Here is a 23,682-nt window from a genome sequence, read left to right on the forward strand (position 1 = left end):
CGTGCGCCTCGGCTTCAACTTCTGGCTCGGTGCGACGCTGACTGCGCTCGTCATCTTCGCCGGTGTCCTTGCCCATTGGATCGCGCCCTTTGACCCCGTGCTCGATGCGGACTTGATGAACTCCGAACTGCCGCCGGACGCCACCTTCTGGTTCGGCACGGACGGGCAGGGACGGGACGTCTATACCCGCATTCTTTACGGCGCGCAGATCTCGCTGACTGTTGGCATCGTGTCGCAGGTGATCAACTCGATCATCGGCGTCACGCTCGGCATGACGGCCGGCTATTGGGGCGGCTGGTGGGACGATCTGGTCAACGGCCTGACCAACGTCATGCTCGCCATCCCCTCGTTGATCTTCGCGCTTGCCGTCATGGCGGTGCTTGGCCCCGGTCTGCCGTCGCTCTTGATCGCGCTTGGCCTCACCAACTGGAGCTGGACCTGCCGCATCGCCCGGTCTTCGACGCTCTCGCTGAAATCGCAAGGCTACGTGCAGGCGGCCCAGACGCTGGGCTATGGCGACCTGCGCATCATGTTCACGCAGATCCTGCCCAACATGATGGGGCCGATCCTCGTCATGGCAACGCTCGGCATGGGCTCGGCGGTGCTGTCAGAGGCGGCGCTCTCCTTCCTCGGCCTCGGCATCCAGCCGCCATTCCCGAGCTGGGGTTCGATGTTGACCGATGCCCGCCAACTCATCCAGCTCGCCCCCTGGGCGGCGCTCTTCCCTGGCCTTGCCATCTTTCTTTCGGTGCTCGGCTTCAACCTTCTCGGCGATGGTCTGCGTGACAGCCTCGATCCGCATATGAGGACGCGCAAGCCATGACCGCGCCGCTTCTCGACATCAAGAACCTGCAGCTTGGCGTTTCGCTCGGCCGTTCCAGCTACCATCCACTGCTCAAGGGCGTCTCGTTCCAGATCATGCCCGGCGAGGCCTATGGCCTCGTGGGCGAATCCGGCTCCGGAAAATCGGTCACATCGCTTGCCGTCATGGGCCTTTTGAAACGGCCGCTTGCCGTTACCAGTGGCGAGATATTGTTCAAGGGGCAGAACCTGCTGGCGTTGCCGAAACGCGAGATGCGGCGCCTGCGCGGCAATCGCATCGCCATGATCTTCCAGGAGCCGATGACAGCGCTGAACCCGCTTTCAACGGTCGGGCGACAGATCGCCGAGATGTTCGTGCTACATCAGGGAAAAAGCTGGGCGGAAGCCGAAAAGCTCGCCGTCGAAGCGCTCGGGAATGTCCGCGTGCCCAACCCCGATCGGCGCGCCAGGAACTACCCGCACCAGATGTCCGGCGGACTGCGCCAGCGGGTGATGATCGCGATGGCGCTTGCCTGCAGCCCGGACCTGTTGATCGCCGATGAGCCGACGACGGCACTCGACGTAACCGTGCAGGCCGAGGTGCTGCGCCTCATCAAGGAACTCTGCGCGGCGCGCGGGACGGCCGTCCTCTTCATCAGCCACGACCTTGGCGTCATCGCCAGCATCTGCCAGCGCGTCGGCGTGATGTATTCGGGCTGCCTCGTCGAGGAGAACGAGACGCGGGCGCTCTTTGAAAGCCCGCGGCACGAATACACCCGCGGCCTGCTCGGCGCCCTGCCGCGCCTTGGCAGCCGCAGCGAACATGGGCGGCAGCGGCTCGTCGACATCGACAGCATCATCGCCGACCGCTCGAAGCTGACGGAAAGCCGCTTCATCGCGCCACGCGAACGGGAAGGGAGCCAGCCATGACCGCGCCGCTGCTTCAGGTGGACGATCTCCATGTCCGTTTCCCCATTTCCGGCGGCGGCCTGCTCGGCAAAGGACGGCGTACGCTTCACGCCGTCAACGGCATCAGCTTCGAGCTTGCCAAGGGCGAATGCCTGTCGATCGTCGGTGAATCCGGTTGCGGGAAATCGACGACGGCGCTTTCCATTCTCGGCCTGCAGGAACCGACTGAGGGCATGATCCGCTATCGCGGTCAGCCGCTCGCGGGGCCCGCCGCGCCGCAACGGATGGACCGGGCGAAAGCGGTGCAGATGGTGTTCCAGGATCCTTATGCCTCGCTCAACCCCCGCCAGTCCGTGCGCACCTCGCTCGCAGCACCGCTGCGGCTGCACGGCATTACCGCCGCCTCGGAAATCGAAGGCCGCATCGAGGCGATGCTCAAGAATGTCGGCCTGACGCCCGAACAGGCCAAACGCTATCCGCATGAGTTCTCCGGCGGCCAGCGCCAGCGCATCGGCATCGCCCGCGCGCTGATCCTCGAGCCTGAGATCGTCGTGCTCGACGAGCCGGTCTCGGCCCTCGACGTGTCGATCCGCGCGCAGATCATCAATCTGCTGCTCGACCTTCAGGAAAAACTCGGCCTCTCCTATCTGATGATCAGCCACGATCTGAGCGTGGTGGAACACATGAGCGACCGGGTGCTGGTGATGTATTTCGGCGAAGTCGTGGAAGAGGGCGGCTGGCGCGAGATTTTCGAAGTCCCCACCCATCCCTACACGCGCCGCCTGATCGCCGCCATTCCCGATCCGGATGCTGCGCTGAACCCGGCGGAAAGGCAGGCGAGCGACGCCACCGTGCCGCAACTTGCCGGCCGCAGCTTCGTTTCCGATGGCAGCACCGCGCCGGATGTTTTTACCGCGCCTGTTCGATCCGAACTGATCGAGATCGGCGGGAATCATAGGGTTCGGATGGCTTTGGCCTAACCGATGGAATGCGCTGAGCGAAGCCCCGTTCCGCCCCGCGGCAAAGATAGGCTAGGTTGCTCAACGTCCGAACTTGGAATCATTGAAATCTAGGATGAACCCGATGAAACGCATGCCGAAGATCGCCGTGATCATGGATGAAAACACCAGTGCGGGCGGTGGACGCTATGACGTCTCGAGAAATTACTTTTCCGCCCTGCGCCGCGCCGGCGCCTTTGCCTTCGGCATCCCCTATGTTCCCGATCTCGTCGACCAGGTCGTCGAAGATTTTGATGGGTTCTTAAGCGTCGGCGGCCGCATCAACTTCCCGAAAAGCTGGTATGTCGAAGGAGACCAATCCCAGTATCCGCCCTCGGATCGGCTAGCCGTCGACATGGCATTGATGGAAAGTTTCCTTGCGCGCGACAAGCCTGTGCTCGGCATCTGCAACGGCATGCAGATGCTCGGCTGCCTCAACGGTTGCCGGATGGTTTCCGATGTCCATTCGTCGTGGCCCGACGCGCTCAATCACGACCAGGCCAATTTCTCGCATGACGTCAGCGTTGTCCCCGGCACCAGAATGGCCGACATCCTCGGCATCGAAACATTCACCGTGAACACGTTTCACCGCGAGGCGATCGTGGAGGTATCGGGCGCGGTGACCGTTACGGCCCGAGCCCCGGATGGTGTCGTTGAAGCGATCGAGATCGGCTCGCAGACCTTTGCCATGGGCCTTCAATGGCACCCCGAAATGCTGGATGCCGACAGCCATCCGGGCGCTCGCGTCTTCGACGCCTTCGTCGAGGCGTCAAGCCGACACCTTCGATAACCTGTTCCAAGGCCCTGCTGCGTTCTGTCGGAAGCACATTCTGCCCTCTCCCGATTGACGTTGGCGGCTCCAGCAAATAGGGCCAAGCCGACAAGCGTGCCAAACGCCAGCAAGACAGCAACAGGAGTGTATAGTGAGCGAACCGACCGTAGCAGAGGCAACAGATCGCATTTACGCATCGCTGCAGGCAGACAATGCCGACATCGATCTTCATATCGCGACCCTCAAGGCAGCATTGATGCGGGCAGGTTTGAAAGAGGCCGTATTCGACCCGACCAGGCTCGTGCAAAACAACCGTTCCGGACGGAAGCTGATGCAGGCGTACTTTCGGCAGCGCGGCGTAACGGTGAAATTCTCGGCCTAGCAAGGTCGTTCAATGATGCCAGAAAGGCCGCAGTCGGGTGGCCGAATGGGTGCCTGCCTGGTCGGACTGCGGTGGCTCACCGGGCTCAGCGATCCCGGTTTCCGCTCGTCGGCTGGCTGCCAAGGTGAACCTCTCGGCGCGCGACCCTTTCAACCGGTCAGGTCGCGCGCAAATGGGCTCTGGCCGCCTTTCGAAGCGGCAGTCCGGTAAGCTCACCAAGTTCGTGCTTCAACTCCGCGCTTTGGCGATGGCGTCCTTCAGTCCTTTTTCATCCAGAACGCCGGGAATGATCGCCGAACCGATGACGAAGGATGGCGTGCCGGCGAAATTGAAGGCGAGTGCCTGACTGTAGTTGCGGTCGAGCAGCCCGGAAATCTTGGCATTGTGCGTGTTCACGGCTGCGGTCAGCTCCTTCATCGAAAGACCCGCCCCGGTCAGCGCCTTCTCGATGTCGTCCTGCGACAGCCTCGCCTTGGTTTTCATCAGCGCCTCCATCGCCGGCTGGTATTTGCCGATCTGGGCGGCTCCAAGCACTGCCTGTGCGGCGAAGACGGAGGCTTCGCCCAAGATCGGCCAGTCCTTCAGCACGAGCCGCACGTTGCCGTCGGCCTTGACCACCTTCTCGACCGTCGGATGCACTTTCTTGCAGTAAGGGCACTGATAGTCGAAGAACTCGACGATGGTGACATCGCCCTTCGGATTGCCAAGGACGGGCGCGTCCTTGTCGAAAAACACCTCCTCCTTGGTCAATTGCTGGGCGAAGGATGATCGGCCTCCGACAAGCACGGCGGCGGCGGTCGCGACCGTGGCCGTCAGAACGGTTCTGCGGGTGAACATCAGATTTCTCCTTGTGCGAATGGATTGGGGCCGAGAGCGACGGCGCGTGCGGCGATTTCGAGGATCATGCCGCGCAGGCAAACGACGAAAGTCGGAAAGGCCGGGGCTGTCATTCTGCCTGCTTCCTGTCCTCAGATGCAAAGGCGGCGAGCCGTTCGGCGATTGCCTCGCGGGAGATTTCGCCGAGATGGGTGGCGGCGAGCGTACCGTCCGGGTTGATGAAAAGTGTGGCAGGAAGGCCGATCGCGCCGTAGTGCCGGGATAGGCCCGAGAAAGGGTCGAGAAGGATGGTTTCCAGGTCGACGCCTGTTTGGCGCAGATAGGATTCTATCGCCGCGCGGCTTTCGCCCTGGTTGGCGAAGAAAAAGTCGACCTCAGGATTCCTTTCGGTCATCTCCGCCATCATCGGCATTTCCCGCCGGCAGGGCGGACACCAGCTTGCCCAGAGATTGAGAACCGCCGGGCGGCCCTTGCGCTCGGCGATGGCGAGGCTCTCGTTACGTGCGAGAACGGCATAGGACGTTTCCGGGGCACGGGGTGCAGCGCCGCTATCGGTGAGGGTTGTGGCGACGACCCAGACGAAGAGGCCGGCCGCAAGCGGCAGGATCGCCCAAGGAGCGGCTTTCGGTGCGTTTCGCCAGAGCATCACTGCGGCGAGGAAAACACCGAGGAATCCGCCCGTCGGGGAAAAGCCGCCCTGCCAGATGGCGAGAACTCGCAACGGCTCCTGCAGGAAGCTCTCGGCATGGATGAGCACATGCCCGGCGCGCGCGCCGACAACGCCGAAAAGTGTGGCAGCCGTCGTAAAGGTGCCAAGCCGGTTGTGGATGCGGGCGGCAAGGAGCGAGCCGACAAGCATGAAGACGATCAACCCGGCGATGACCGAAAAGCGATCGGCGGAAAAAGCGAAGGGACCTATTGCGACGGCGTTCATTGCGCGCTGCCCTTGGCCATCCGTGCCGCCTCCGCAAGCGAGCCGGCCGTGATTTCTCCGACGAGGCGCGTACCGGGGGCCTCCTCTTTGCTGCGGTTGAAGAAGATCATAGTCGGCGGGCCAACGACGGCAAGTGATCGCATCAGTGCGCCATTCTCCGCATCGAGGGTGCTGACGTCGAGGCTGACCAATCGGATCCCGTCAAGGCTCGCCGCGACATCAGGCTTTGTCAGAACGGACCGCTCGATCGTGCGGCAGGTGACGCACCAGCCAGCGGTGACATAGACGAGGGTGGGTTGCCTCCCGGAGGCTGCGGTGTCGAGAAGGCGGGAGAGTGCGCCGGCCGAGCCGACCTTGGTAAAATCCGACTTCTGGATGGCGGCTGTTTGGTCAACACTCGCCGCCCTCTTGAGCGGGCCGAGCGGAGTGAGCGGATCGCTGGCTCCAAGGCCGAAGCCCACCAGCAGCAGACTACCCCAAATGAGCGAGACGACGGCGGTCAAGCGCGTCAGTACGCCGTAGCCGCCTGTGGACCGCAGCCCGTCGGGAGCGACCGCGTAGATGCCGAAGGCAAGGGAAAACACGGCCCAGGGCAGGAGGACGAAGCGCTCCGGCACAAGCGGCGTCGCAAGCCAAATCGCCGTTCCCAGGAATGCGAAGCCGAAGACGTGCCGGACACGTTCCATCCACGCGCCGGCGCGTGGAAGCGCCTTGCCGCCGATTGTCGCCATGATGATGAGCGGGATGCCCTTGCCAAGGCCAAGGGCGAAAAGGGCGAGTGCGCCGACCGCAATGTCACCGGTCCGGGCGATGTAGAGGAGGGCGCCGGCAAGCGGCGCGGTTACGCAGGGGCCGATGAGGAAGGCGGAGGAAAGACCGAGCAGGGCGGCGGCGGCGACCGAGCCGCCCTTCTGCCGGCCGCCGCTCAGGCGGTTGCCGATCACTGCCGGCAGCTTGATGTGGAAGAGCCCGAAGCTGGAGAGCGCCAGCAGGACGAACAGTGCCGCGACCACGCCGACAGCGACGGGCGATTGCATCACGATCTGCAGGTTTTGCCCCGACCAAGCGGCCACGATGCCAAGGAGACCGAAGGCGGACGCAAGGGCCAGCACATAAGCGGAGGCGAGCATGAAACCGCGTCGTGCCGTCAGCCCCTCTCCCTCGCGCGTGAGCATGGCCGCGACGATCGGATACATCGGGAAAACGCAGGGCGTGAAGGCGAGCAGCAGTCCGAAGCCGAGGAAGCCTGCAAGAAGCAGCGCAAACCCGCCACCGGTCATGAGCCGGTCGACCGCCGTTTCTCCGCCGTCAGCTGCGATGGAAAAACCTGTGTCCGGCGCTTCCACGGGCCGTGCGTCCTTGGCAGGCGCAAAGGCAAAACCACCGACCGGTTTGCTGATGGTCATCGCGGCGGTATCGATCGTCCGCGTTGTCGGCGGATAACAAAGCCCGCCATCCTGGCAGCCCTGATAGGTGAGGCGAATGAGCGGAGGCGCATTCGCGATCCGGGCCGAAGCCTTTTGGTAATAGACCTCGGTTGTGCCGAAGCCCGGATCGTCCTTGACTGTCCCCGGTTCGGTTTGCAGGGTGATCGGCCGGTTACCCTCATCTTCTGCTGCCAGGAAGTCCCTGTAGAGATAGTAGCCGTCAGCAATCGTCCATGTGATCGCCAGCCGGCCGTCGTCTTGCCTGGCGATCCCAGGTACGAAGGCCTCGTCCATCGGCAGGGGCGCCTCGAGCGCCCGGGCTGGCAGGATGGCCGCAATCAAAACCCAAACCAGCGCCAGCAGACTTGCTTTCCGCATCGTTCTTGCGTCCTCGTCTTCAATCGAGGGCGGAGCGATCAGGCCGCTACCTTAAGGCAGCCTTAAAATGATTGTCCAAGGCGAAGGATAGAAACGGGCCGCGCAAGTTAATCCGCTAGGACCTTGGCGCTGGCTCTCGGTGTAATTCCGGAAGTAAAGGCCGAACGATGGTGGGGCAACCGGCGCTGCCGGTTCACCTGCTTATGGACACCGGCCCTTTGGCCGGCGTCCAGACTTCATTGCCTGTGTTCCCTAGTGGGTTGCGCCCGACCCACCGGCTGCGACGATTGCGAAGGGTTGTCCCTCGACCGCGATCGTGCGGGTCTCCTTCAGTGTTTCCGTGTCGATCACGCGTACCAGGCTTTGGCGCGGATCAGTGATGGCGAGGTGATTGCCGGCGACGGCGAGGCGGGGCCTTGCGTCGCGCCAGTGGCCATCTTTGCTGTAGGGCTCCGTGACGATTTCCGATTTGGTGATCACGCCATCCACGACGTCAAGGAGGTGAAGCTTGCCGTCCTCCGTCAGGATATAGGCGTTGCGTGACTTTGCTGGATCGAGGATGAAGTCCACCCGCCGCAGCGGCAGTTCGACGAGGCGGTAGGGTTCCTTCGCGTCGGCGTCGATCAGTACGACCTTGTCTTCTCCGTAGTTCCCAAGGAAGAACTGCATAGAAGTGCCGCCGAGCAGTGTGGATACCTTGCCTTCCGGCAGCTTGTCGCCATAGGCGAGCATCTCGAGCTTGGGGCCATCGAGCCCACCTGGGCGTGCGACCAGGACGCCCTCGGCGCAACCGAAGGCGGCCAGGCGGGCGGACGTCGCTTCACCGTGGAGCCCCGTGCAGGTTGCGACATCGCCGACCTGCTTGCCCTCCTTGTCGAGAACACGCAGGCCCAGGCGGGGAGGAAGCTCACCTTCCTTTACCGTCGCTTCGAGGTTCGGGACCGAAACGAGAAGATGGTTGCCGGTCGAAACCGCGACGCCATGGTGTGCGGCGGTAGTATCGTAAGCCTTGAGCTCCGCCTTGCCGTCCAGAAGCGCGCTTTCGCCAAGCAGATCGAACTTGCCACCGCGATCGTAGAAGATGGCGAGATCGTCACCATGGGCAACCACGTGGCCGGGCTTTTGTCCGCGAATGGTTTTCTCAAGCAGCCTCGGCTCCTTGACCTCGATGTCCCGGTGCTCGCCGTGATCGGAAAGCGCTATGCCGGTGTCGATGGCATGGATCAGGTTCTGTTCGCCCTGGACGGCAAAGACGGTTCGTCCGGTGTCGCTCAGGGAAAGGGCGGCGTAGCCTTCAAGGTCAAAACGGCCGATTTCCTTGTCCGTTTCCAAATCGATGGCGCGGACCACGGGCTGGGTGTGGTCGGCAATGAACAAACGCCAGGTCTCGCGCTGCTGTTCTTCCTCGGCATGAGAGGTCAACGGAAAGGCGAGGGTCGCGAGAATGGTGGTGGCGAAAAGCGCGGGCAAACCGGAGCGGGACATGAAATCTCCTATAATGTAATAACGTAACATGTGTTGTGTTATAGCGTTACATTCGCCTTGTCCAGCGGCAACAAGCTGACGTTTGCACATGCGTCAACGAAGCCGTCACAGGCGGCCCGCGACGGCGGCCTACGTGGCTCGCTGGCGTTAAGGAGTGTGAAGCTCGGTCCTGACGGACCGATTGGCATTCCGCGACTTCGCCTGGAGCGGCGGATGGCGGCATGTGTTGCCGCCACCCTTTGAAATGCTCGGTTTCTCCGTTGGTGGGCTTCGCCGATTTTCAGGGCTGGGGGGCTTTGGGCGAGATGGACCAAAACCCGCCATAGGGCCTTCATCAGCGACGAAGGCCGCCAAACGCGGCGGGACCCGGTCATCCTGCTACTTCGCTGTGCCTTCGTTCAGGGGCAGCTTGCTCCCGCGACGCTGCGGTAGGCGGCCGTTCAGAACGATGTAGGCGAGAAGGCCGATCACCAGGCCCCAGAAGGCCCCGCCGATCCCGAGCAGCTTGATGTTGGCGGCGGAGGCCAGGAACGTGATGAGCGCCGCTTCGCGGCAGGCCGGGTCGGCTGTTGCTGCAGCAAGGCTGCCACCAATGGTACCGAGAAGGGCGAGGCCCGCTAGCGTGGCGATGAAGGTCGCAGGAAACGCCATGAACACGGCCGCAAGCGTAACGCCGAACACGCCGACGAGCACGTAGAAAAAGCCCGCGGCGATACCCGCGATCCAGCGCCTGGAGGGGTCTTCGTGGGCCTCCTTGCCGGTTGCGATCGCCGCCGTGATTGCCGCGATATTGAAGGCGTGCGAGCCGAAAGGCGCCATGATCAGCGAACCGAAGCCAGTCGTCGTCACGATCGGGTTGGCGCTGGTGTTGAAGCCGTCATTCCGCAGCACCAGCATTCCCGGCATGTATTGGCCGGTCAGCGTGATGAGAAACAGCGGCAGTGCGACCGAAAGCAGCGCGTTCAGCGAGAACAACGGCATGGTGAAAATGGGCGCCGCGAACTCCAACTTCAGACCCGACAGGTCGACCCGGCCCTCCGCGAGCAGGAACAGGAGCCCGAGAACGAGGATGCCGACCACGGCATAGCGGGCGGAGAAGCGCTTCAGGACGACGTAGGCGACAATCAGCAGGCCGACGAGCAACGGATCGACGCTTGCGCCGCCGAACGCGCCGATGCCGAACTGCAGCAGGATACCGGCGAGCAGGCCCGCGGCGATGCCTGGCGGGATCAGCCGGATGACCTTCTCGAAATAGCCCGAAAGCCCGAGTGCGACGAAGGCTAGAGCCGAGATCATGTAGGCGCCGATGGCCTCGGCATAGGGCGTGGTCGCAAGCGCAGTGACGAGAAAGGCTGCGGCCGGCGTCGACCAGGCGGTGATGATAGGCTCGCGATAGCGCCAGCTCAGCCAAAGCCCCGTCATTCCCACGCCGATCGAGACCGACCAGACCCAGGAAGCCGTCAACTCGGGGCTGAGCCCAGCCACTTTCGCGGCTTGAAAGACCAGGATGAAGGTGCCGCCATAGTTGACGATGACGGAGATCAGACCCGCGACAATGGGATGGGCAAGGTCGTTGAAGCGAAGGGATGACGGGAAAACATGTGATGACATGATCTATCGGGGCTCCTGAAATTTCGGGGAGGACTGGCAAGCCGCGTTGACAAATAGCCAGTCATTGGCCCGATATGCCCATCCATTTCGCTGAAGAGGATCAGACCATTTGTTCAAGCATTCCCAACTCGAGTCCGTGAAGGCATGGATTGCCCAGCCCGCCCAGGCTGGGATGCCGCTTCATGCGCGCATCCAGCGGGCGATCCGGCAGTTGATCCTCGACGGTGCGCTTGGGCCGGGAAAGCCGCTTCCAGCTTCGCGCGTGCTCGCCAAATCCCTCGGCGTATCGCGCGATACGATCGAAGCGGCCTATGGCCAGCTTCATGCCGAAGGCTTCATCGACCGTCGCGTCGGGAGCGGCAGTTTCGTGGCCGAGGTGAAGGAGTTTGCACCCGGCAGGCGCCTGTCTCCAAGGCGCGCGCAGTCGCCCAACCAGGCAGCGGCTTTGAGCAGGCGGGGCAATGCCATGTTCGGCAGCGGCGGCGTCAGCGAACAGCTGTTGCCCCGCCCCTTCGCCCATGGCGTGCCGGAGACGCGCACTTTTCCGCTCGCGCTGTGGGAGCGCCTTGGACGGCAGGTCTTGCGCGAAACCGGCAGAAGGGCGCTGCTTCACGGCGACCCGCAAGGGATCGAGGAGCTGCGCCGTGCCATTGCCGACTATGTGAACCTAGAACGCGGCGCCCGTACCACGGCCGAACGGGTGCTGATCCTCACCAGCTCGCAGCAGGCGCTGACATTGTGCGCAAACATGCTGCTCGATCCCGGTGACCGCATCTTCATCGAGGATCCGGCCTATTACGGCGCGCGCAAGGCGTTCGATGCGGCGGGGCTCGAATGCGTCCCCATCCGCGTCGACCGCCATGGCATCGCCGTCAACCAGATCAAGGCGGAGACGCGCAAGGTCAAGGCCGTATTCCTGACGCCCTCGCATCAGTTCCCGGCCGGCGCCACGCTGACGCTCGATCGCCGCCTTGCGCTGATCGAATGGGCGAGCCGCCATCAGTCCTGGATCCTCGAGGACGACTACGACAGCGAATTCCACTATGCCGGCAAACCAACGGCCTGCCTTCAGGGCCTCGATCCGCACGACCGGACGATCTACATCGGCACCTTCACCAAATCGCTCTTTCCAGGGCTTCGGATCGGCTATGCAGTTCTGCCGCCTGAGCTGGTCAAGCCTATGACCGTCGCGCGTACTCTGCTTGACGGGCACTCCGCTCCGATGGCGCAAATGACACTCGCGCGCTTCATGGAAGGCGGGCATTTCGGCGCCCATGTGCGCACAATGCGCAGCATCTACGCCGACCGGCTCGACCTTTTGGCGATGCTTGTCATAAAACATCTGCCGCATTTCCTTGAAGCGCGGGTGCCCGATGGCGGCCTGCAGATGCCGTGCGCGCTGACAGGTGCGATCTCGGAGGCCGCGGCCGTCGATGCGGCACGACGTGTCGGGATCGAGATCATGGGATTGTCCGCGCTTCACGCCGGCGGCAAGCCCGAGCCCGGGTTCCTCATGGGGTTTGCCGCTTATACGCCAAGCGAGATCGAGGGGGCGGTGCGGAAGCTGGCTGGTGCCTTCCGGGCCGCGGCGACGTCATAGGTCGTCCAAGCGTCGCCCGCAACGGCTCGCCATTCAGTCCTGGATGACGAGCTGGAACCAGGTGTCGAGAGATCTGCTGCGCTTGACGGCGTCGAGATAGGCGAGCAGCGATAAGCAACCGAACGTCGCACCTCGCCGGGCAGACGCCGGAAAAACGATTCCCGTTTTGGTGCATTTTTTGCGGAGAACCGGCGCACTGCATAAAGTTGTAGGTACCATCGAAATGGAAAATCCATAAACTCGCGCTAGACCGATCGTCATTCGTGAATCGGGAGCGAGGCATGCAAAGAGACGTGCAGTTCAACGGGCAGAAAGATTGGCGGATCGCGCGATATGCCATCGGCGGCATTGTTGGATTCGCCGTGCTCGCCCAGCTCCTGGTCTATCTCAGCCTGGTCGCCCTGGTCGACCAGCCTTATGCGGCTGCCATGGTCGGTGCCGCGCTAATCTCCCTGCTGATGGGCGTGCCACTGATCGTCGTGGCAGCGACGCAGTTTCGCCGGGCGCAGCGCCTGCGCAACCAGATCAATCATGTTGTCGCCCATGATGCCACGACGGGCTGCGTGACCGGTCGCGGGCTCGTACAGCAGGTCAATGGCCTCGAACGCCGCCGCCAAAGCGCCGGCGAGGAGCTGCATGGCGCGCTCATTCATCTGCGTATCAACAATCTCGATGACGTCGGCGCTGCTTTCGGCCCGGCCTGGAGCGAGGAGCTGCTGCAATTCGTCGCTTCGACGATCAGCACGTCCGTGCGTCGCGACGATATCGTCGCCCGGACGGGCCCAGCCAGTTTCGACGTCCTGCTCGTCGGCGCAACGGAGACGGATGCGGAACATGTCTCAAACCGCCTGACGACGGCGCTGTCGTCCGCCCATTTCTCTGCCGATGGCAGCAAGGTCGACCTCGAACTCAGCGTCGGCGGAGCTTTGTTCGATGGCAGTGTCGATCTGGAACGCTTGCGCCGGGCAGCTGCCTCCGAGACGGTCATAGTTGCCAGCGAGGGCACCCGGCCTGTCGATTTCGTCCGCCTGCCTTCGGCGTGAATGACTGGCGATAACGTTGCTTGTGCCGGAGTCGTATGCAACGATCGCTCGCGGCGGCTGAGGGCCAGTTCGTTTGTCGCTTTAGGGTTGTGTTGCGCTGGGCCCCACTGTTGCAAAGGGTTGCCTGTCATCTGCAGTACTGTAGTGGAGCTTATTTCAATTCAATAGGTTACTGGAATCTTTTGGCGCAACACCGTTGTTCCATTTTTGCAACATAGCCGTGCGAAAGCTTGGGCCTATCAGGGACCACCCCAAAATTGGTCCCTGCTTTATATTACCTCTGTATTATCTGTCGATAAATAAGGCAGTTGCGACGTACGTTTGGATTAACCAGCATGTCGTACTGATTGCGAGGGGGATAGAGTTGAAAGTGGGGAAATTTATTGGAGGCGGGCTGCTTTCTATTCTGCTCGCGTCGACGGTGTTTGCGGGTGGTGCTGCGGAAGCGATGACGCTGAGGGAAGCGCTTCAGATTGCGATGGAATCGAATCCGGAAATCGGTCAGTCGATCGAAAACCGTGAGGCAATCGAATTCGAACTGCGGCAGGCGCGCGGTCTCTATCTGCCGAGCGTCGACGTCGAAGCATCGACTGGTGTGCGCCACCTCGAAGACAGCAGCCGTCGCCTTGCCTCGATCGAGAACGATCCGCTCTATCCTTCCGACGTCGGGCTGACCATCACGCAGAAGCTCTTTGATGGTGGTGGCCGTCGCGCCGAACTCGAGCGTCAAGCAGCGCGCGTCGATAGCGCCTCCTTCCGGGTGCTGGAGCGTTCCGAGACGATCGGCTTGCAGATCGTTCGCGAGTATTTCGAATATATTCTCCAGCAGCAGATCGTTGCGGAAGCGCGCAAGAACGTCGGCGTGCACCAGTCGATCTTGTCGGATATCAGTTCGTTGATTTCGGGCGGCGCTCTCACCGAGGCAGACCGTCAGCAGGCAAGCGAACGGCTGCTGGCGGCCAAGGCCCGCCTGCAGGAAGCGGAAGAGGCCTTCGATACGGTCAAGATCAGCTTCAACCGCCTGGTCGGACAGCCCCTCACCAATCCATCCATGCCGAAGTCGGTCGCCGGCGCGCTGCCGAAGACACTGGAGACGGCGATCGGCATTGCGCGCACCAACAATCCGCGGATCAAGGCTGCCGACTCCGACATCAATGTCGCGGACTCGCAGGTCAAGGCGGCACGCTCGAACATGCTGCCCGAAGTCTTCGCCGAGGGCCGCGTGCGCTCAGGCAACGATATCGACGGCTCGACCGGCAACACCTGGGACGCACAGGGCCGGATCGTCGCGAAGTGGAATCTCTATCGTGGCGGCATCGATGTCGCCAACGAGCAGGAGCAGATGCGCCGCGCAAGCGAACAGCGCCTGGTCTTCCATCAGGCGCACCGCGAGGTCGAGGAAGCCGTGCGCATCTCCTGGGAGCGCCGCGGCAGCCAGTACGACATCGCCCGCACGCTGAACCAGCAGGCGCAGATGAACGTGCAACTCGTCGAATCCTATCGCGAGCAGCTCAAGGTCGGCCAGCGTTCGCTGCTCGACGTGCTCGGCGCGCAGAATTCGCGTTTCAACGTCAGCGTTCTCGCAAAGACCGCGCAGTATGCCGCGCTTTTTGCCGAGTACCGGCTGCTGGCAGCAACAGGCCAGCTGCTGCCGACCATGAAGATCAAGGCGCCGGCGCAGGCGGAAGCCTATGCGCGCAATGAGTTCAATGTCCCGGATGCGCCGGCCACGGAAACCTATCGTCGTGTGCCGTCGCGCCAGACGAACGACTTGCCGCTCGACCTGTTGGCGCCGATCCGGCAGAAATGAATAGTCCTCGTCAGGGTGGACACAACCGGTGGTAATGCAAGGCATTGACAGGCATGTGCAGATTGGCCCGTCTCTGACCGGCTTTTCCGAGGCGTTCAAGGAGATTTGCATCTTCTTGAACCGCCCCTCGTCAGATAGTGTGCTCTATTCGGACGTGCCCTTCGACCCTCGGTTGCCGAGCGCCGAGGACGTCTCCCGTATTGCCGAGCGGGTCGGCCTGGAAACGGAGCTCGTTTCCGCGCGCGCGATCGGCAATCGTGATTTCGTCTACCCTCTGCTGCTGGTCTTTCGCGATGGCAGTGCCATGGCGCTTCTGGAAGAGGCGCCCGACGGCACGCTAAGCCTCTCCAACAGACTGGCGGCGCCCCGCGAGATGCCGATCACCCTGTCCGACCTTGAGGTCGGCGGGCTCGCCTACGCCTTGTCTTTCTCGGCCACCTACCTCAACACCGCGACTGGCCGCGGCGTCGGCGAGGCGCGCAACATCGACCGCCGCCATTGGCTGACCGCCACGGTCAAGCCGTTCTGGCAGGCCTATGTGCAGGTCGCGGTCGCCGCGTTCTTCATCAACGTGCTGGCGCTTGCAGCCCCGCTCTTCACGATGAACGTTTATGATCGCATCCTGCCGAACAAGGCTATCGCGACCCTCTGGGTGCTGGCGCTCGGGATCAGCACCGCCATTCTCTTCGACTTCCTTTTGAAGACTGTGCGTGCGGCGCTGATCGACTATGCCGGCCGCAAGGCGGACCTGAAACTCTCCTATATGCTGTTCGAGAAGATCCTGCATGCGACCATGGCGTCGCGACCGCCTTCGACCGGCGAATACGCCAACCGGGCGATGCAGTACGAATTCGTTCGGGAATTCTTCACGTCGAACACGCTCAGCACGATCATCGACAGTCTTTTCGTCTTCGTCTTCATCGCAGCCGTCTATGCGGTGGCGGGCTGGATCGCCATTATCCCGGCGGTCGCCTTCATCTTCAGTCTCCTGATCGGTTATGTCGCGCAATACAAGATCGGCAACCGCGTCGCCGCCGCGTCGAATGAATCAGCCCAGCGTCAGGCGCTGCTGGTCGAAACGATCAGTGCGATCGAGACGGTGAAGACGCTGCACTCGGAAAAGCAGTTGCTTCGCCGCTGGAACGAGCTCGCCAAGCATTCCTCGAACACGTCCGAGCAGATCAAGGAGATTTCCTCCTGGGCCTCGCATGCGACGCAGTTCGTGCAGCAGCTGGTCACGGTCTGCATCGTCGTTGCCGGCGCCTATGAATTTACCGAGGGCAAGATTTCATCCGGCGCGATCATTGCTGCCAGCATGCTTTCCGGCCGGGCCGTCGCGCCGCTCGGGCAGATCGCCATGACGCTGGCGCGACTGCGCCAGGCCATTCTGTCGCTGCGGATCCTCAATGCCGTGATGGAGCAGCCGGAGGACCGACCGGACACGATCGGCTTCGTCAACCGCGAGATCCGCAACGGCAGCATCACCTTTACGAATCTCGACTTTGCTTACCCGCAAACGGACCACAAGGTGGTCAGCGGTATGAACGTCACGATCAAAGCGGGCGAGCGCGTCGGCATCATCGGCCGCATCGGTTCGGGCAAGACGACAATCGGCCGCCTTCTGGCGGGTCTCTACGCGCCGAGCGCCGGACGAATCCTGCTCGATGGTGTCGATATTCGGCAGCTACACCCCTCCGTCGTCCGTTCGGCCGTCTCGTTCGTGTCGCAGAATTCCGACCTCTTTTCCGGGACCATCAAGGAAAACCTGCTGATGGCGAACCCGACCGCCAGCGACGAAGAGGTGGTTGCGGCAGCGAGACTGGCCGGCGTCGATGAGTTCGTCTCGCATCATCCGCGTGGTTATGACATGCCGGTCGGCGAACGCGGTTCCCAGCTTTCGGGTGGACAGCGCCAGGCGGTCGCCATTGCCCGGCTGCTACTGCGCAAGCCGAAGGTGGTGTTTCTGGACGAGCCATCCGGTGCGATGGACCTCGCCAGCGAGCGCGAGTTGATCAACAAGCTTTCCAATGTCTTCAGCGGCGACGTCACGCTTTTGATCTCAACGCACCGCCATAGCATGCTGAGCCTTGTCGACCGGCTGCTGGTTCTCGACCGAGGGCGCATCGTCGCCGACGGACCGAAGGCTGCCGTTATCGAGCAGTTGCAGCGACGTTCCGGTCCCGCCGGGCCGGCAGAAGGGGCGGGGCTATGATCCACCCTTATCTAAATGACGATGAAGCAATGCCGGTCCCCGCGTTTCGGAGGGCGCCGAGATGACTGAGAAACCGCCGCTGGCCGCGCGCGCTGGACTGTTGGTGATCGGCCTTTTGATCAGTTCCTTCGTCGCCTGGGCGGCGATCGCCGAGGTCGACGAGATCGCCCGCGGCGAAGGCAAGGTCATTCCCGTCTCGAAAACGCAGATCATTCAATCGAGCGAGCCCGGTATCGTGCGCGAGATCGCCGTGCAGCCCGGCCAGGTCGTGCGCCGCGGCGACCTGATCCTGCGCCTCGATGATACGGCAAGCGGCTCGTCGCTCGGCGAGCTCGAAGCCAAGGCCCGCTCGCTGCGGGCGCAGATCGCACGGCTGGAACTCGAGGAGACCGGGGCCTACGACAGCAAGTACATCTGCCCCGAGGATATCGCCAAGGTTGCCCCGGCAATCTGCGCCAACGAGGAACAGTTGCTTCAGGCCAAGGCCGGAAACTTCAACAACAAGCTGTCGGTGATGCAGGCCCGTGAGGGACAGCGCCAGCAGGAATTGGCGGAAGCGGAGGCCAACATCACCCGGCTGAGCGAGAGCATGCAGGTGACCGAGCGCGAGCAGGAGCTGCTCGCGCCGATGGGCAAGCGCAAGCTCGTCGCGCAAACCGAACTGCTTCGGGTCGAGAAGGAACTGACCGACACCAGAGGACAGCTCGCACTCTGGAAAGAATCGGTCGGCAAACTCGAGGCGGCGCTCAGGGAGGCGTCGCTGCAGGTGACGGAGCTCTCGCTGCAACTGAAGCAGGAGGCGCTGGCCGAAAAAACCGAGGCGCTTTCGCAGCTTTCGGTGATCGATGAGACCATTCGCGGCGCCACAAGCCGGGTTGCCAATACCGACATTCGCTCGCCGGTCGATGGCATCATCAATACGCTCGATGTCAACACCGTCGGCGCCTATGTGACGCCCGGAGCGGTGATCGGCGGCGTCGTTCCGACGTCGGAGACGCTGCTTGTCGAGGCGCGGCTTTCTCCGCGGGATGTCGCCTTCGTTCGCACCGGACAGGCGGCGCTGATCAAGATTTCTGCCTATGATTTCTCGATCTATGGGGGGCTCGGCGGAATTGTCGAGACCGTCAGCGCTGACAGCCTCGTCGACCAGAGCAACGGTGAGACCTACTATCTCGTGCGCGTCAAAACCGACATGGCCGCCCTCGTGAAGGACGGGCGCGAATACGCGATCATGCCGGGCATGATTGCCTCGGTCGACATCATGACCGGCAAGAAGACGATTCTTGCCTACCTGATGAAGCCGATCAACAAGGCCCGCGAGGAAGCGCTGCGGGAGCGCTGACCGATGAACGAGACGCCGCCTCTGGCAGATGAAGAGGACATGAGTGCGCTTCGGTTCCGCGTCGTTACCGTCGGCGGTCAACGCCGCGGCATCAAGCTCGAGGAAATCTACTGGCACTGTCTGGGCGAGCTTGCCGCACGGAATGGCTGTCGGCTTGCCGATATCGTTGCGTCCTGCGAAAGGGAACTCGAAGGCGACGGCAATCTGACCGCACGTCTGCGCTATGTCGCGACCCGCCACTTTCGTGATCAGCTTGAGACGGCCAGAAAGCGCGGCAGCCTGGCGGCCGTCGCCAGCCAGGTACGCGCCAGCCCGTCGCCAGCTTTTGCGCTCACGGGCAGCAAGCACATCGTCGCCTACAACGCGGCCTTCCTCTCCTTCGTTCAGACGCGCGTATTGCGCTCCCAGCAGCCGCAGGCGGCGCGTGGCTTGAGGCTTTCGTTCGACGTTCAGTTCGTCGATCTGGTCCAGCGCTTGAAAGCGGCTCCGGGCGAGCCGCAGCCGGCGGGCTTCACCATCGGGGTGCAGGGGCAGGTTACGCGCGGCAAGCTCAATGCTGCACTCGCCCCGCTCGTGGATCAGGACGTGATCATCGGCTTCATTCTCGGTTGACTGAGTAGTGGTCGCTGCTAACCACAAGGCCGTCAGCCAAGTCGAGCCTGGCGGGCACAGTCAGCGAACGGCGATGCCTTCTCCGGGCATGACGTCGGCAAGCGGTGCGGTGGAGGCGACCTTGTCGCCGGTGCTCTTGATGCCGTGGATCCAGGAACGCTCGGCGCTGACCGAAAACAGCGGCTGATAGCTCGGCAAGGCGGTATCGAGCTTCACCTCGTCGCTGAGGTTATCGAGGATGAAGTGGCCCTGGCTCGTCGTGATCGCGAGGACCGCGTGATATAGGTTGCGCCTGACGTCACGCAGAACCACGATCGACATCGCCTCCGACGGCAGTCCCGCCGCCTTCAACGCGGCCATCTTCAAAATGGCATAGTCTTCGCAGTCGCCCTTGCCTCGGGCAAGAATTTCGTCCGGCGTCGCCCAATAATCCTTGGCCCCGTAGTTTTCCGCGTCCGGCTGGTAGCGAACGATCCGGTTCACAGTCCGGTTGATGCCGCTGATCTTCTGGCGAAAGGCAAGACCATCAGCGTTTTCGATCGCCTGGCCGAGAATGTCGCGGGCGGCGCAACCGCTCTTTTGTGCGCAATCGTTGAAGTCCGCAGCCACCACTGCCGGGTAGACGGTCTTCCACTTGCGGGCGACCGGGATCGCTGACACCCGGAACGCAACCGAGTGGAAAACGGCGGATGGTTCCGACTGTGCGGACGACTGGGGCCGGAGATCAGGGCGGGTCGCCAGCGCCACTTGCTGCACGTTCTGGCGCCGGAGGGCTTCGGAAGCCTGCTTTGACCAGGTGTCGATGGTCTGCGTTGCGATGGCGGCGAGCGGGCTTGCCAGGCTCACCATCTGATGCAACAGGCCGGGGCCGAGCACGGCCGGTTGGCCAGCCTGCGTAGGTGTCGTTGCGAAAAGCGACGCAAGGCCGATCGCGAAGACCGAAGTCTTCAGGTATTTCCTGCCGTGCTTCCAATGCGTCTTATTCATCGCCGTGTCTCTCGGTTTCTTGAGGACACTGTACGAACGAAAAGACAAATGCCGGTAAAGCGGTATGTATTATTTAGAGTGTTTCGAAGAGATACGTTTTATCTAAAATTTTATTCAAATTTTATACTTGTGTATTCTTTCGGCTCAAGCCACTTCTATATCGGGGACGCCGTGGACTTGCTGACCTTGCTGATGAGGACGGTGGCCGATCACATTCGCCTGTCTCGGAAAAGGCTTGCGCTGGCACCTGGCGATATAGACGTCCACGTCATTGAATGACGCACGTTTTGCCGTGGCAGCATCGCGGCGCTGATCCAAAAGCAGGGTTGGTTTCCGAACGATGACCAGAAATACTAAATTTGTACTAACGTCACCAATTTTGGGTATTAGCATAATATAGTATGCTGTTTTAGGTGAGGCTCTTCAGTGCCGATTGCGCTCTCGCAGGGTTGATGTTTTCGTCGCCCGCAAAGGTCGAGGGGTATTTCCATGGCAACCGAAGGCACCGCAATTTCCAACGACGCCGCAGCTCTGTCGGCAGAGGCAATCGAATTCCGCAACGCGCCCGACGGCAAGGCTGACCGCCTGGTTGCGCAGGCCGCTCCCGCAGGCGAGCCGGAACTCATCGACCCCGCGACGGGCGCTCCCGTGAAAGGCGCCGAAACCGTGCCCCAGACAGCGCCCATGCCGACGGAAATCAGCGCCGATGCTTCGAATATCGTGCATTTGCCTGTGGGCGCGTCGATCGAAAAGATCAAGGTCGTTGGCAGCGATATCGTTTTGGAACAGCCTGACGGCTCCACGATCACCATTCACAACGCGGCATTGAAGGTCCCGACCTTCCTGATCGGTGACGCCGAAATCCCGCGCGAAACCCTCGTGGCGGTGCTCGGAGAAAACGGCATCAACGTCGCGGCCGGCCCGGACGGCAGCATCAGCGTCGTTTCGAACCAGAGCAGCGGCGGCGACTTCGCAGGGGCTAATGGCGATATCGGCGAGGCCGGACCGGTCATCAACTTGCTGGCGCCGACCGCGCTGCAGTTTCCGACGCTTGAGACGACCGAGCTTCTGCCGCCGACCCTCGATCCCAACGACGCACCGTCGATCATTCCCGACGGCAGCAGCGGCCCCGGCGGCATCTTTGTCAGCGACCGGCAGGTCGATGAAGCGGGCCTCGCCAGCGGTTCGCGCGCCGGTGACGGCAGCGCGTCGGTCAAGGGCATCTTCACCATTTCCGATCCGGATGGTGCCGGCGATATCGCCAGCCTGACGATCAACGGCCGGACCTTTCCCATCGGCGGCCTGGTCGGCCAGTCGGTTGCGGGCCAGTTCGGCGTGCTCACCATCACGGCCTACGATCCCGCGACCGGTGTCGCGCAGTATACCTATGAACTGACGAGCGCCATCACCAGTTCGGGCGTCAACCCTGGTGCCAATGTCGAGCAGGACCGGGATATCTTCACCCTTACGGTCACCGACGGTGACGGCGCGACCGGCACGGCCACGCTGCGCGTGGATGTCGTTGACGACATTCCTGTAATCGGCATCACGAATCCCGAGACGGCTCAAGTTGCCGAAGGGCAGACACTTTCCGGCAACTGGACGCTGACGGGAGGTGCCGACGGCGTCGGCACGGTGGACGTGACGGTTGGCGACACCACGCAGACGCTGACGTTGACCGCAGGCCAGAAGGTGGACTTCACGCACGCCGAGGGTACGCTGACGGTCAATGCGGACAAGACCTGGTCGTTCACGGCAGCAAGCAATCTTAACAATGCCGGCGGTCTCGACGTGACGTTCTCGCTGTCGGCCAGGGACGGCGACAACGATGCAACGAGCGACAGCCAGACGATCAAGGTGGTGGACGGCGCAGGTCCGTCGGTTGATCCGCTTGCCGCGTCCGCAGCGCTGACGCTCGATGACCAGAACCTTGCCAATGGCTCGACGCCGGTCGGTGGCGCCGAGACGAGCAGCGGCACGATTGGCTTTGTCGCGGGTTCGGATGCGATCGCGACGATTGCGTTCGGTGACACCAGCGGGCTGACTGGCGTGCTGGTCTGGGACCGTGTTTCCGATACGCAGATCGTTGGCCGGGCCGGCGGTGCGACGCTTGTCACGCTCGACCTGGTTCGCGCAGGCGACAGCGCCACGGTAACGGCGACTTTGAACGGCAACTACGCCAGCCATCCCGGCATCAATTCCGACGACCTTGCGAATCTTGGCCAGGTCAAGGTGGTTGCGACCGATATCGACGGCGACAGGGCCGAAGGCACGGTGACGGTCGCGGTCTCTGACGACATGCCGGTCGCTGCCGCCGACACGGACAGCGTGTCCGAAGATGGCGCCGTCTTTGCAGATGGCAACGTGCTGACCGGTTCGGGAGGTGCGGATGAGAACGGCACGGACGGTGTCAAGGATATCGCAGGGGCAGACGGCGTATCGGTGACGTCCGTTTCATTCGGGAGCACAACAGGTCTGGTCGGCGGTTCGACGGCAGGTCAGTTCGGCACGTTGGTGCTGAATTCCGATGGCAGCTATACCTACACGCTCAACAACGCGACGGCCGGTGTGCAAAGTCTCGCCGCGGGCCAGATGGTGACGGATACGTTCACCTACGAGATCACTGACGGAGATGGTGATAGGTCGTCGACGACCGTCACAATCACAATCACCGGCACGAACGATGCCCCGGTCATCACGACGGGCCCGCAGAGCGGCAAGGTCGCGGAGATTGGCGACAATGCCGCTGGCGAGAACACGGTTACGCACACGCAGGGCGGCGCGGTCGGCTTTTCCGACGTCGATACGCTGGATCAGCACAGCGCCAGCTTCACGGCAGGTGGCGACGGCTATCTCGGCACCTTCTCGCTCGGGACGGTCGATCAGGCCGGTGACAAGGTTGGCTGGAATTTCGAGATTGCCGACAGCGTTCTCGACTCGCTTCAGGCCGGCCAGATCCTGACCCAGACCTATGACGTGACCGTCGATGATGGCAACGGGGGGACGGCGACCCAGACCGTGACGATCGTGATCACCGGCACCAACGACGCACCGGTCATCACCTCGGGCGTGCAGAGCGGTTCTGTGACGGAGATCGCCGACAAGGCGACGGGTGAGAACACGGTCACACACACGCATGGCGGTGCGGTTGGCTTTAGCGATGTCGATACGCTCGACACCCACAGCGCCAGCTTCAAGGCGAACGGCGAAGGCTATCTCGGCAAGTTCGCGCTCGACCCGGTCAGCCAGTCGGGCAACTCGGTCGGCTGGACCTTCAAGGTTGCTGACGGTGTCATCGACTCGCTGCAGGCCGGCCAGTCGCTGACGCAGACCTATGATGTGACCATCAGTGACGGTCATGGCGGCACGGCGACCCAGACCGTGACGATCGTGATCACCGGCACCAACGACGCACCGGTCATCACCTCGGGCGTGCAGAGCGGTGCGGTCACGGAGATCACCGACAAGGCGACGGGTGAGAACACGGTCACACACACGCAGGGCGGTGCGGTTGGCTTTAGCGATGTCGATACGCTCGACAC

General features: G+C 62.5%; 18 protein-coding genes. 12 read left to right on the forward strand and 6 right to left on the reverse strand.

Annotation, left to right across the window (positions count from 1 at the left end):
- Window position 1 precedes the first annotated feature (1 nt).
- The 5 genes from BLU15_RS27800 (at window position 2) to BLU15_RS27820 (ending at window position 3,862) form a co-directional block, all read left to right on the forward strand.
- Window positions 2-823, forward strand: coding sequence for an ABC transporter permease (locus tag BLU15_RS27800; protein ID WP_034794912.1), 822 nt, complete (start codon window positions 2-4; stop codon window positions 821-823).
- Window positions 820-1,731 carry an ABC transporter ATP-binding protein gene (locus BLU15_RS27805; RefSeq protein ID WP_034794704.1) on the forward strand — a complete coding sequence of 304 codons (912 nt, stop codon included), beginning with the start codon at window positions 820-822 and terminating at the stop codon, window positions 1,729-1,731. The genes BLU15_RS27800 and BLU15_RS27805 overlap by 4 nt, the downstream gene beginning before the upstream one ends.
- The gene (locus BLU15_RS27810; protein ID WP_090299840.1) at window positions 1,728-2,690 is read left to right on the forward strand and encodes an ATP-binding cassette domain-containing protein; all 963 of its coding nucleotides are present in this window, start codon (window positions 1,728-1,730) and stop codon (window positions 2,688-2,690) included. The genes BLU15_RS27805 and BLU15_RS27810 overlap by 4 nt, the downstream gene beginning before the upstream one ends.
- A gap of 103 nt (window positions 2,691-2,793) precedes the next feature.
- Entirely contained in the window at window positions 2,794-3,498 is a 705-nt protein-coding gene (locus BLU15_RS27815) for a gamma-glutamyl-gamma-aminobutyrate hydrolase family protein (RefSeq protein ID WP_082566434.1), read from the forward strand.
- 130 nt (window positions 3,499-3,628) lie between these two features.
- On the forward strand, window positions 3,629-3,862 hold the full coding sequence (locus BLU15_RS27820; protein WP_034794697.1) for a hypothetical protein: 234 nt from the start codon (window positions 3,629-3,631) through the stop codon (window positions 3,860-3,862).
- 228 nt (window positions 3,863-4,090) lie between these two features.
- Here BLU15_RS27820 and BLU15_RS27825 read toward each other — a convergent pair whose 3' ends face one another.
- The 5 genes from BLU15_RS27825 to BLU15_RS27845 all read right to left on the reverse strand — a co-directional run bounded on the left by BLU15_RS27825 (window position 4,091) and on the right by BLU15_RS27845 (window position 10,534).
- Window positions 4,091-4,699: a DsbA family protein gene (locus BLU15_RS27825; protein ID WP_034794695.1), complete on the reverse strand. Its 609-nt coding sequence runs from the start codon at window positions 4,697-4,699 to the stop codon at window positions 4,091-4,093.
- 109 nt (window positions 4,700-4,808) lie between these two features.
- Window positions 4,809-5,633, reverse strand: a complete 825-nt coding sequence (locus BLU15_RS27830; protein ID WP_034794693.1) for a TlpA disulfide reductase family protein — start codon at window positions 5,631-5,633, stop codon at window positions 4,809-4,811.
- Complete coding sequence (dsbD, locus tag BLU15_RS27835; protein ID WP_090299842.1) at window positions 5,630-7,438, reverse strand: protein-disulfide reductase DsbD; 1,809 nt, start codon at window positions 7,436-7,438, stop codon at window positions 5,630-5,632. Before dsbD ends, BLU15_RS27830 begins: the two co-directional genes overlap by 4 nt.
- Before the next feature lie 252 nt (window positions 7,439-7,690).
- Window positions 7,691-8,923 (reverse strand): metallochaperone AztD, encoded by a 1,233-nt coding sequence (locus BLU15_RS27840; protein ID WP_034794689.1) that lies wholly within the window; start codon window positions 8,921-8,923, stop codon window positions 7,691-7,693.
- Between the two features lie 378 nt (window positions 8,924-9,301).
- Window positions 9,302-10,534, reverse strand: a complete 1,233-nt coding sequence (locus BLU15_RS27845; RefSeq protein WP_090299844.1) for a benzoate/H(+) symporter BenE family transporter — start codon at window positions 10,532-10,534, stop codon at window positions 9,302-9,304.
- A 109-nt stretch (window positions 10,535-10,643) separates the two neighbouring features.
- Here BLU15_RS27845 and BLU15_RS27850 point away from each other — a divergent pair, with 109 nt between their 5' ends.
- The 6 genes from BLU15_RS27850 to BLU15_RS27875 all read left to right on the forward strand — a co-directional run bounded on the left by BLU15_RS27850 (window position 10,644) and on the right by BLU15_RS27875 (window position 19,153).
- Entirely contained in the window at window positions 10,644-12,134 is a 1,491-nt protein-coding gene (locus BLU15_RS27850) for a MocR-like pyridoxine biosynthesis transcription factor PdxR (protein ID WP_034794685.1), read from the forward strand.
- A 281-nt stretch (window positions 12,135-12,415) separates the two neighbouring features.
- The gene (locus BLU15_RS27855; RefSeq protein ID WP_034794682.1) at window positions 12,416-13,177 is read left to right on the forward strand and encodes a GGDEF domain-containing protein; all 762 of its coding nucleotides are present in this window, start codon (window positions 12,416-12,418) and stop codon (window positions 13,175-13,177) included.
- A 448-nt stretch (window positions 13,178-13,625) separates the two neighbouring features.
- Complete coding sequence (locus BLU15_RS27860) at window positions 13,626-14,987, forward strand: TolC family outer membrane protein (RefSeq protein WP_082566420.1); 1,362 nt, start codon at window positions 13,626-13,628, stop codon at window positions 14,985-14,987.
- Window positions 14,988-15,021: 34 nt separating this feature from the next.
- The gene (locus BLU15_RS27865; RefSeq protein WP_051659312.1) at window positions 15,022-17,199 is read left to right on the forward strand and encodes a type I secretion system permease/ATPase; all 2,178 of its coding nucleotides are present in this window, start codon (window positions 15,022-15,024) and stop codon (window positions 17,197-17,199) included.
- Between the two features lie 61 nt (window positions 17,200-17,260).
- Window positions 17,261-18,541 (forward strand): HlyD family type I secretion periplasmic adaptor subunit, encoded by a 1,281-nt coding sequence (locus tag BLU15_RS27870; protein WP_090299846.1) that lies wholly within the window; start codon window positions 17,261-17,263, stop codon window positions 18,539-18,541.
- 3 nt (window positions 18,542-18,544) lie between these two features.
- The gene (locus tag BLU15_RS27875; protein ID WP_090299848.1) at window positions 18,545-19,153 is read left to right on the forward strand and encodes a ribbon-helix-helix domain-containing protein; all 609 of its coding nucleotides are present in this window, start codon (window positions 18,545-18,547) and stop codon (window positions 19,151-19,153) included.
- Window positions 19,154-19,213: 60 nt separating this feature from the next.
- On the opposite strand, the gene BLU15_RS27880 is transcribed toward BLU15_RS27875, so the two are convergent.
- Window positions 19,214-20,140 carry a transglutaminase-like cysteine peptidase gene (locus BLU15_RS27880; protein WP_244546834.1) on the reverse strand — a complete coding sequence of 309 codons (927 nt, stop codon included), beginning with the start codon at window positions 20,138-20,140 and terminating at the stop codon, window positions 19,214-19,216.
- Window positions 20,141-20,629: 489 nt separating this feature from the next.
- Here BLU15_RS27880 and BLU15_RS27890 point away from each other — a divergent pair.
- The coding region (locus tag BLU15_RS27890) for a beta strand repeat-containing protein (protein ID WP_143034271.1) at window positions 20,630-23,682 on the forward strand (3,053 nt) is incomplete at its 3' end.

The sequence above is a fragment of the Ensifer sp. YR511 genome, assembly GCF_900103045.1.
GTDB lineage: Bacteria > Pseudomonadota > Alphaproteobacteria > Rhizobiales > Rhizobiaceae > Ensifer > Ensifer adhaerens.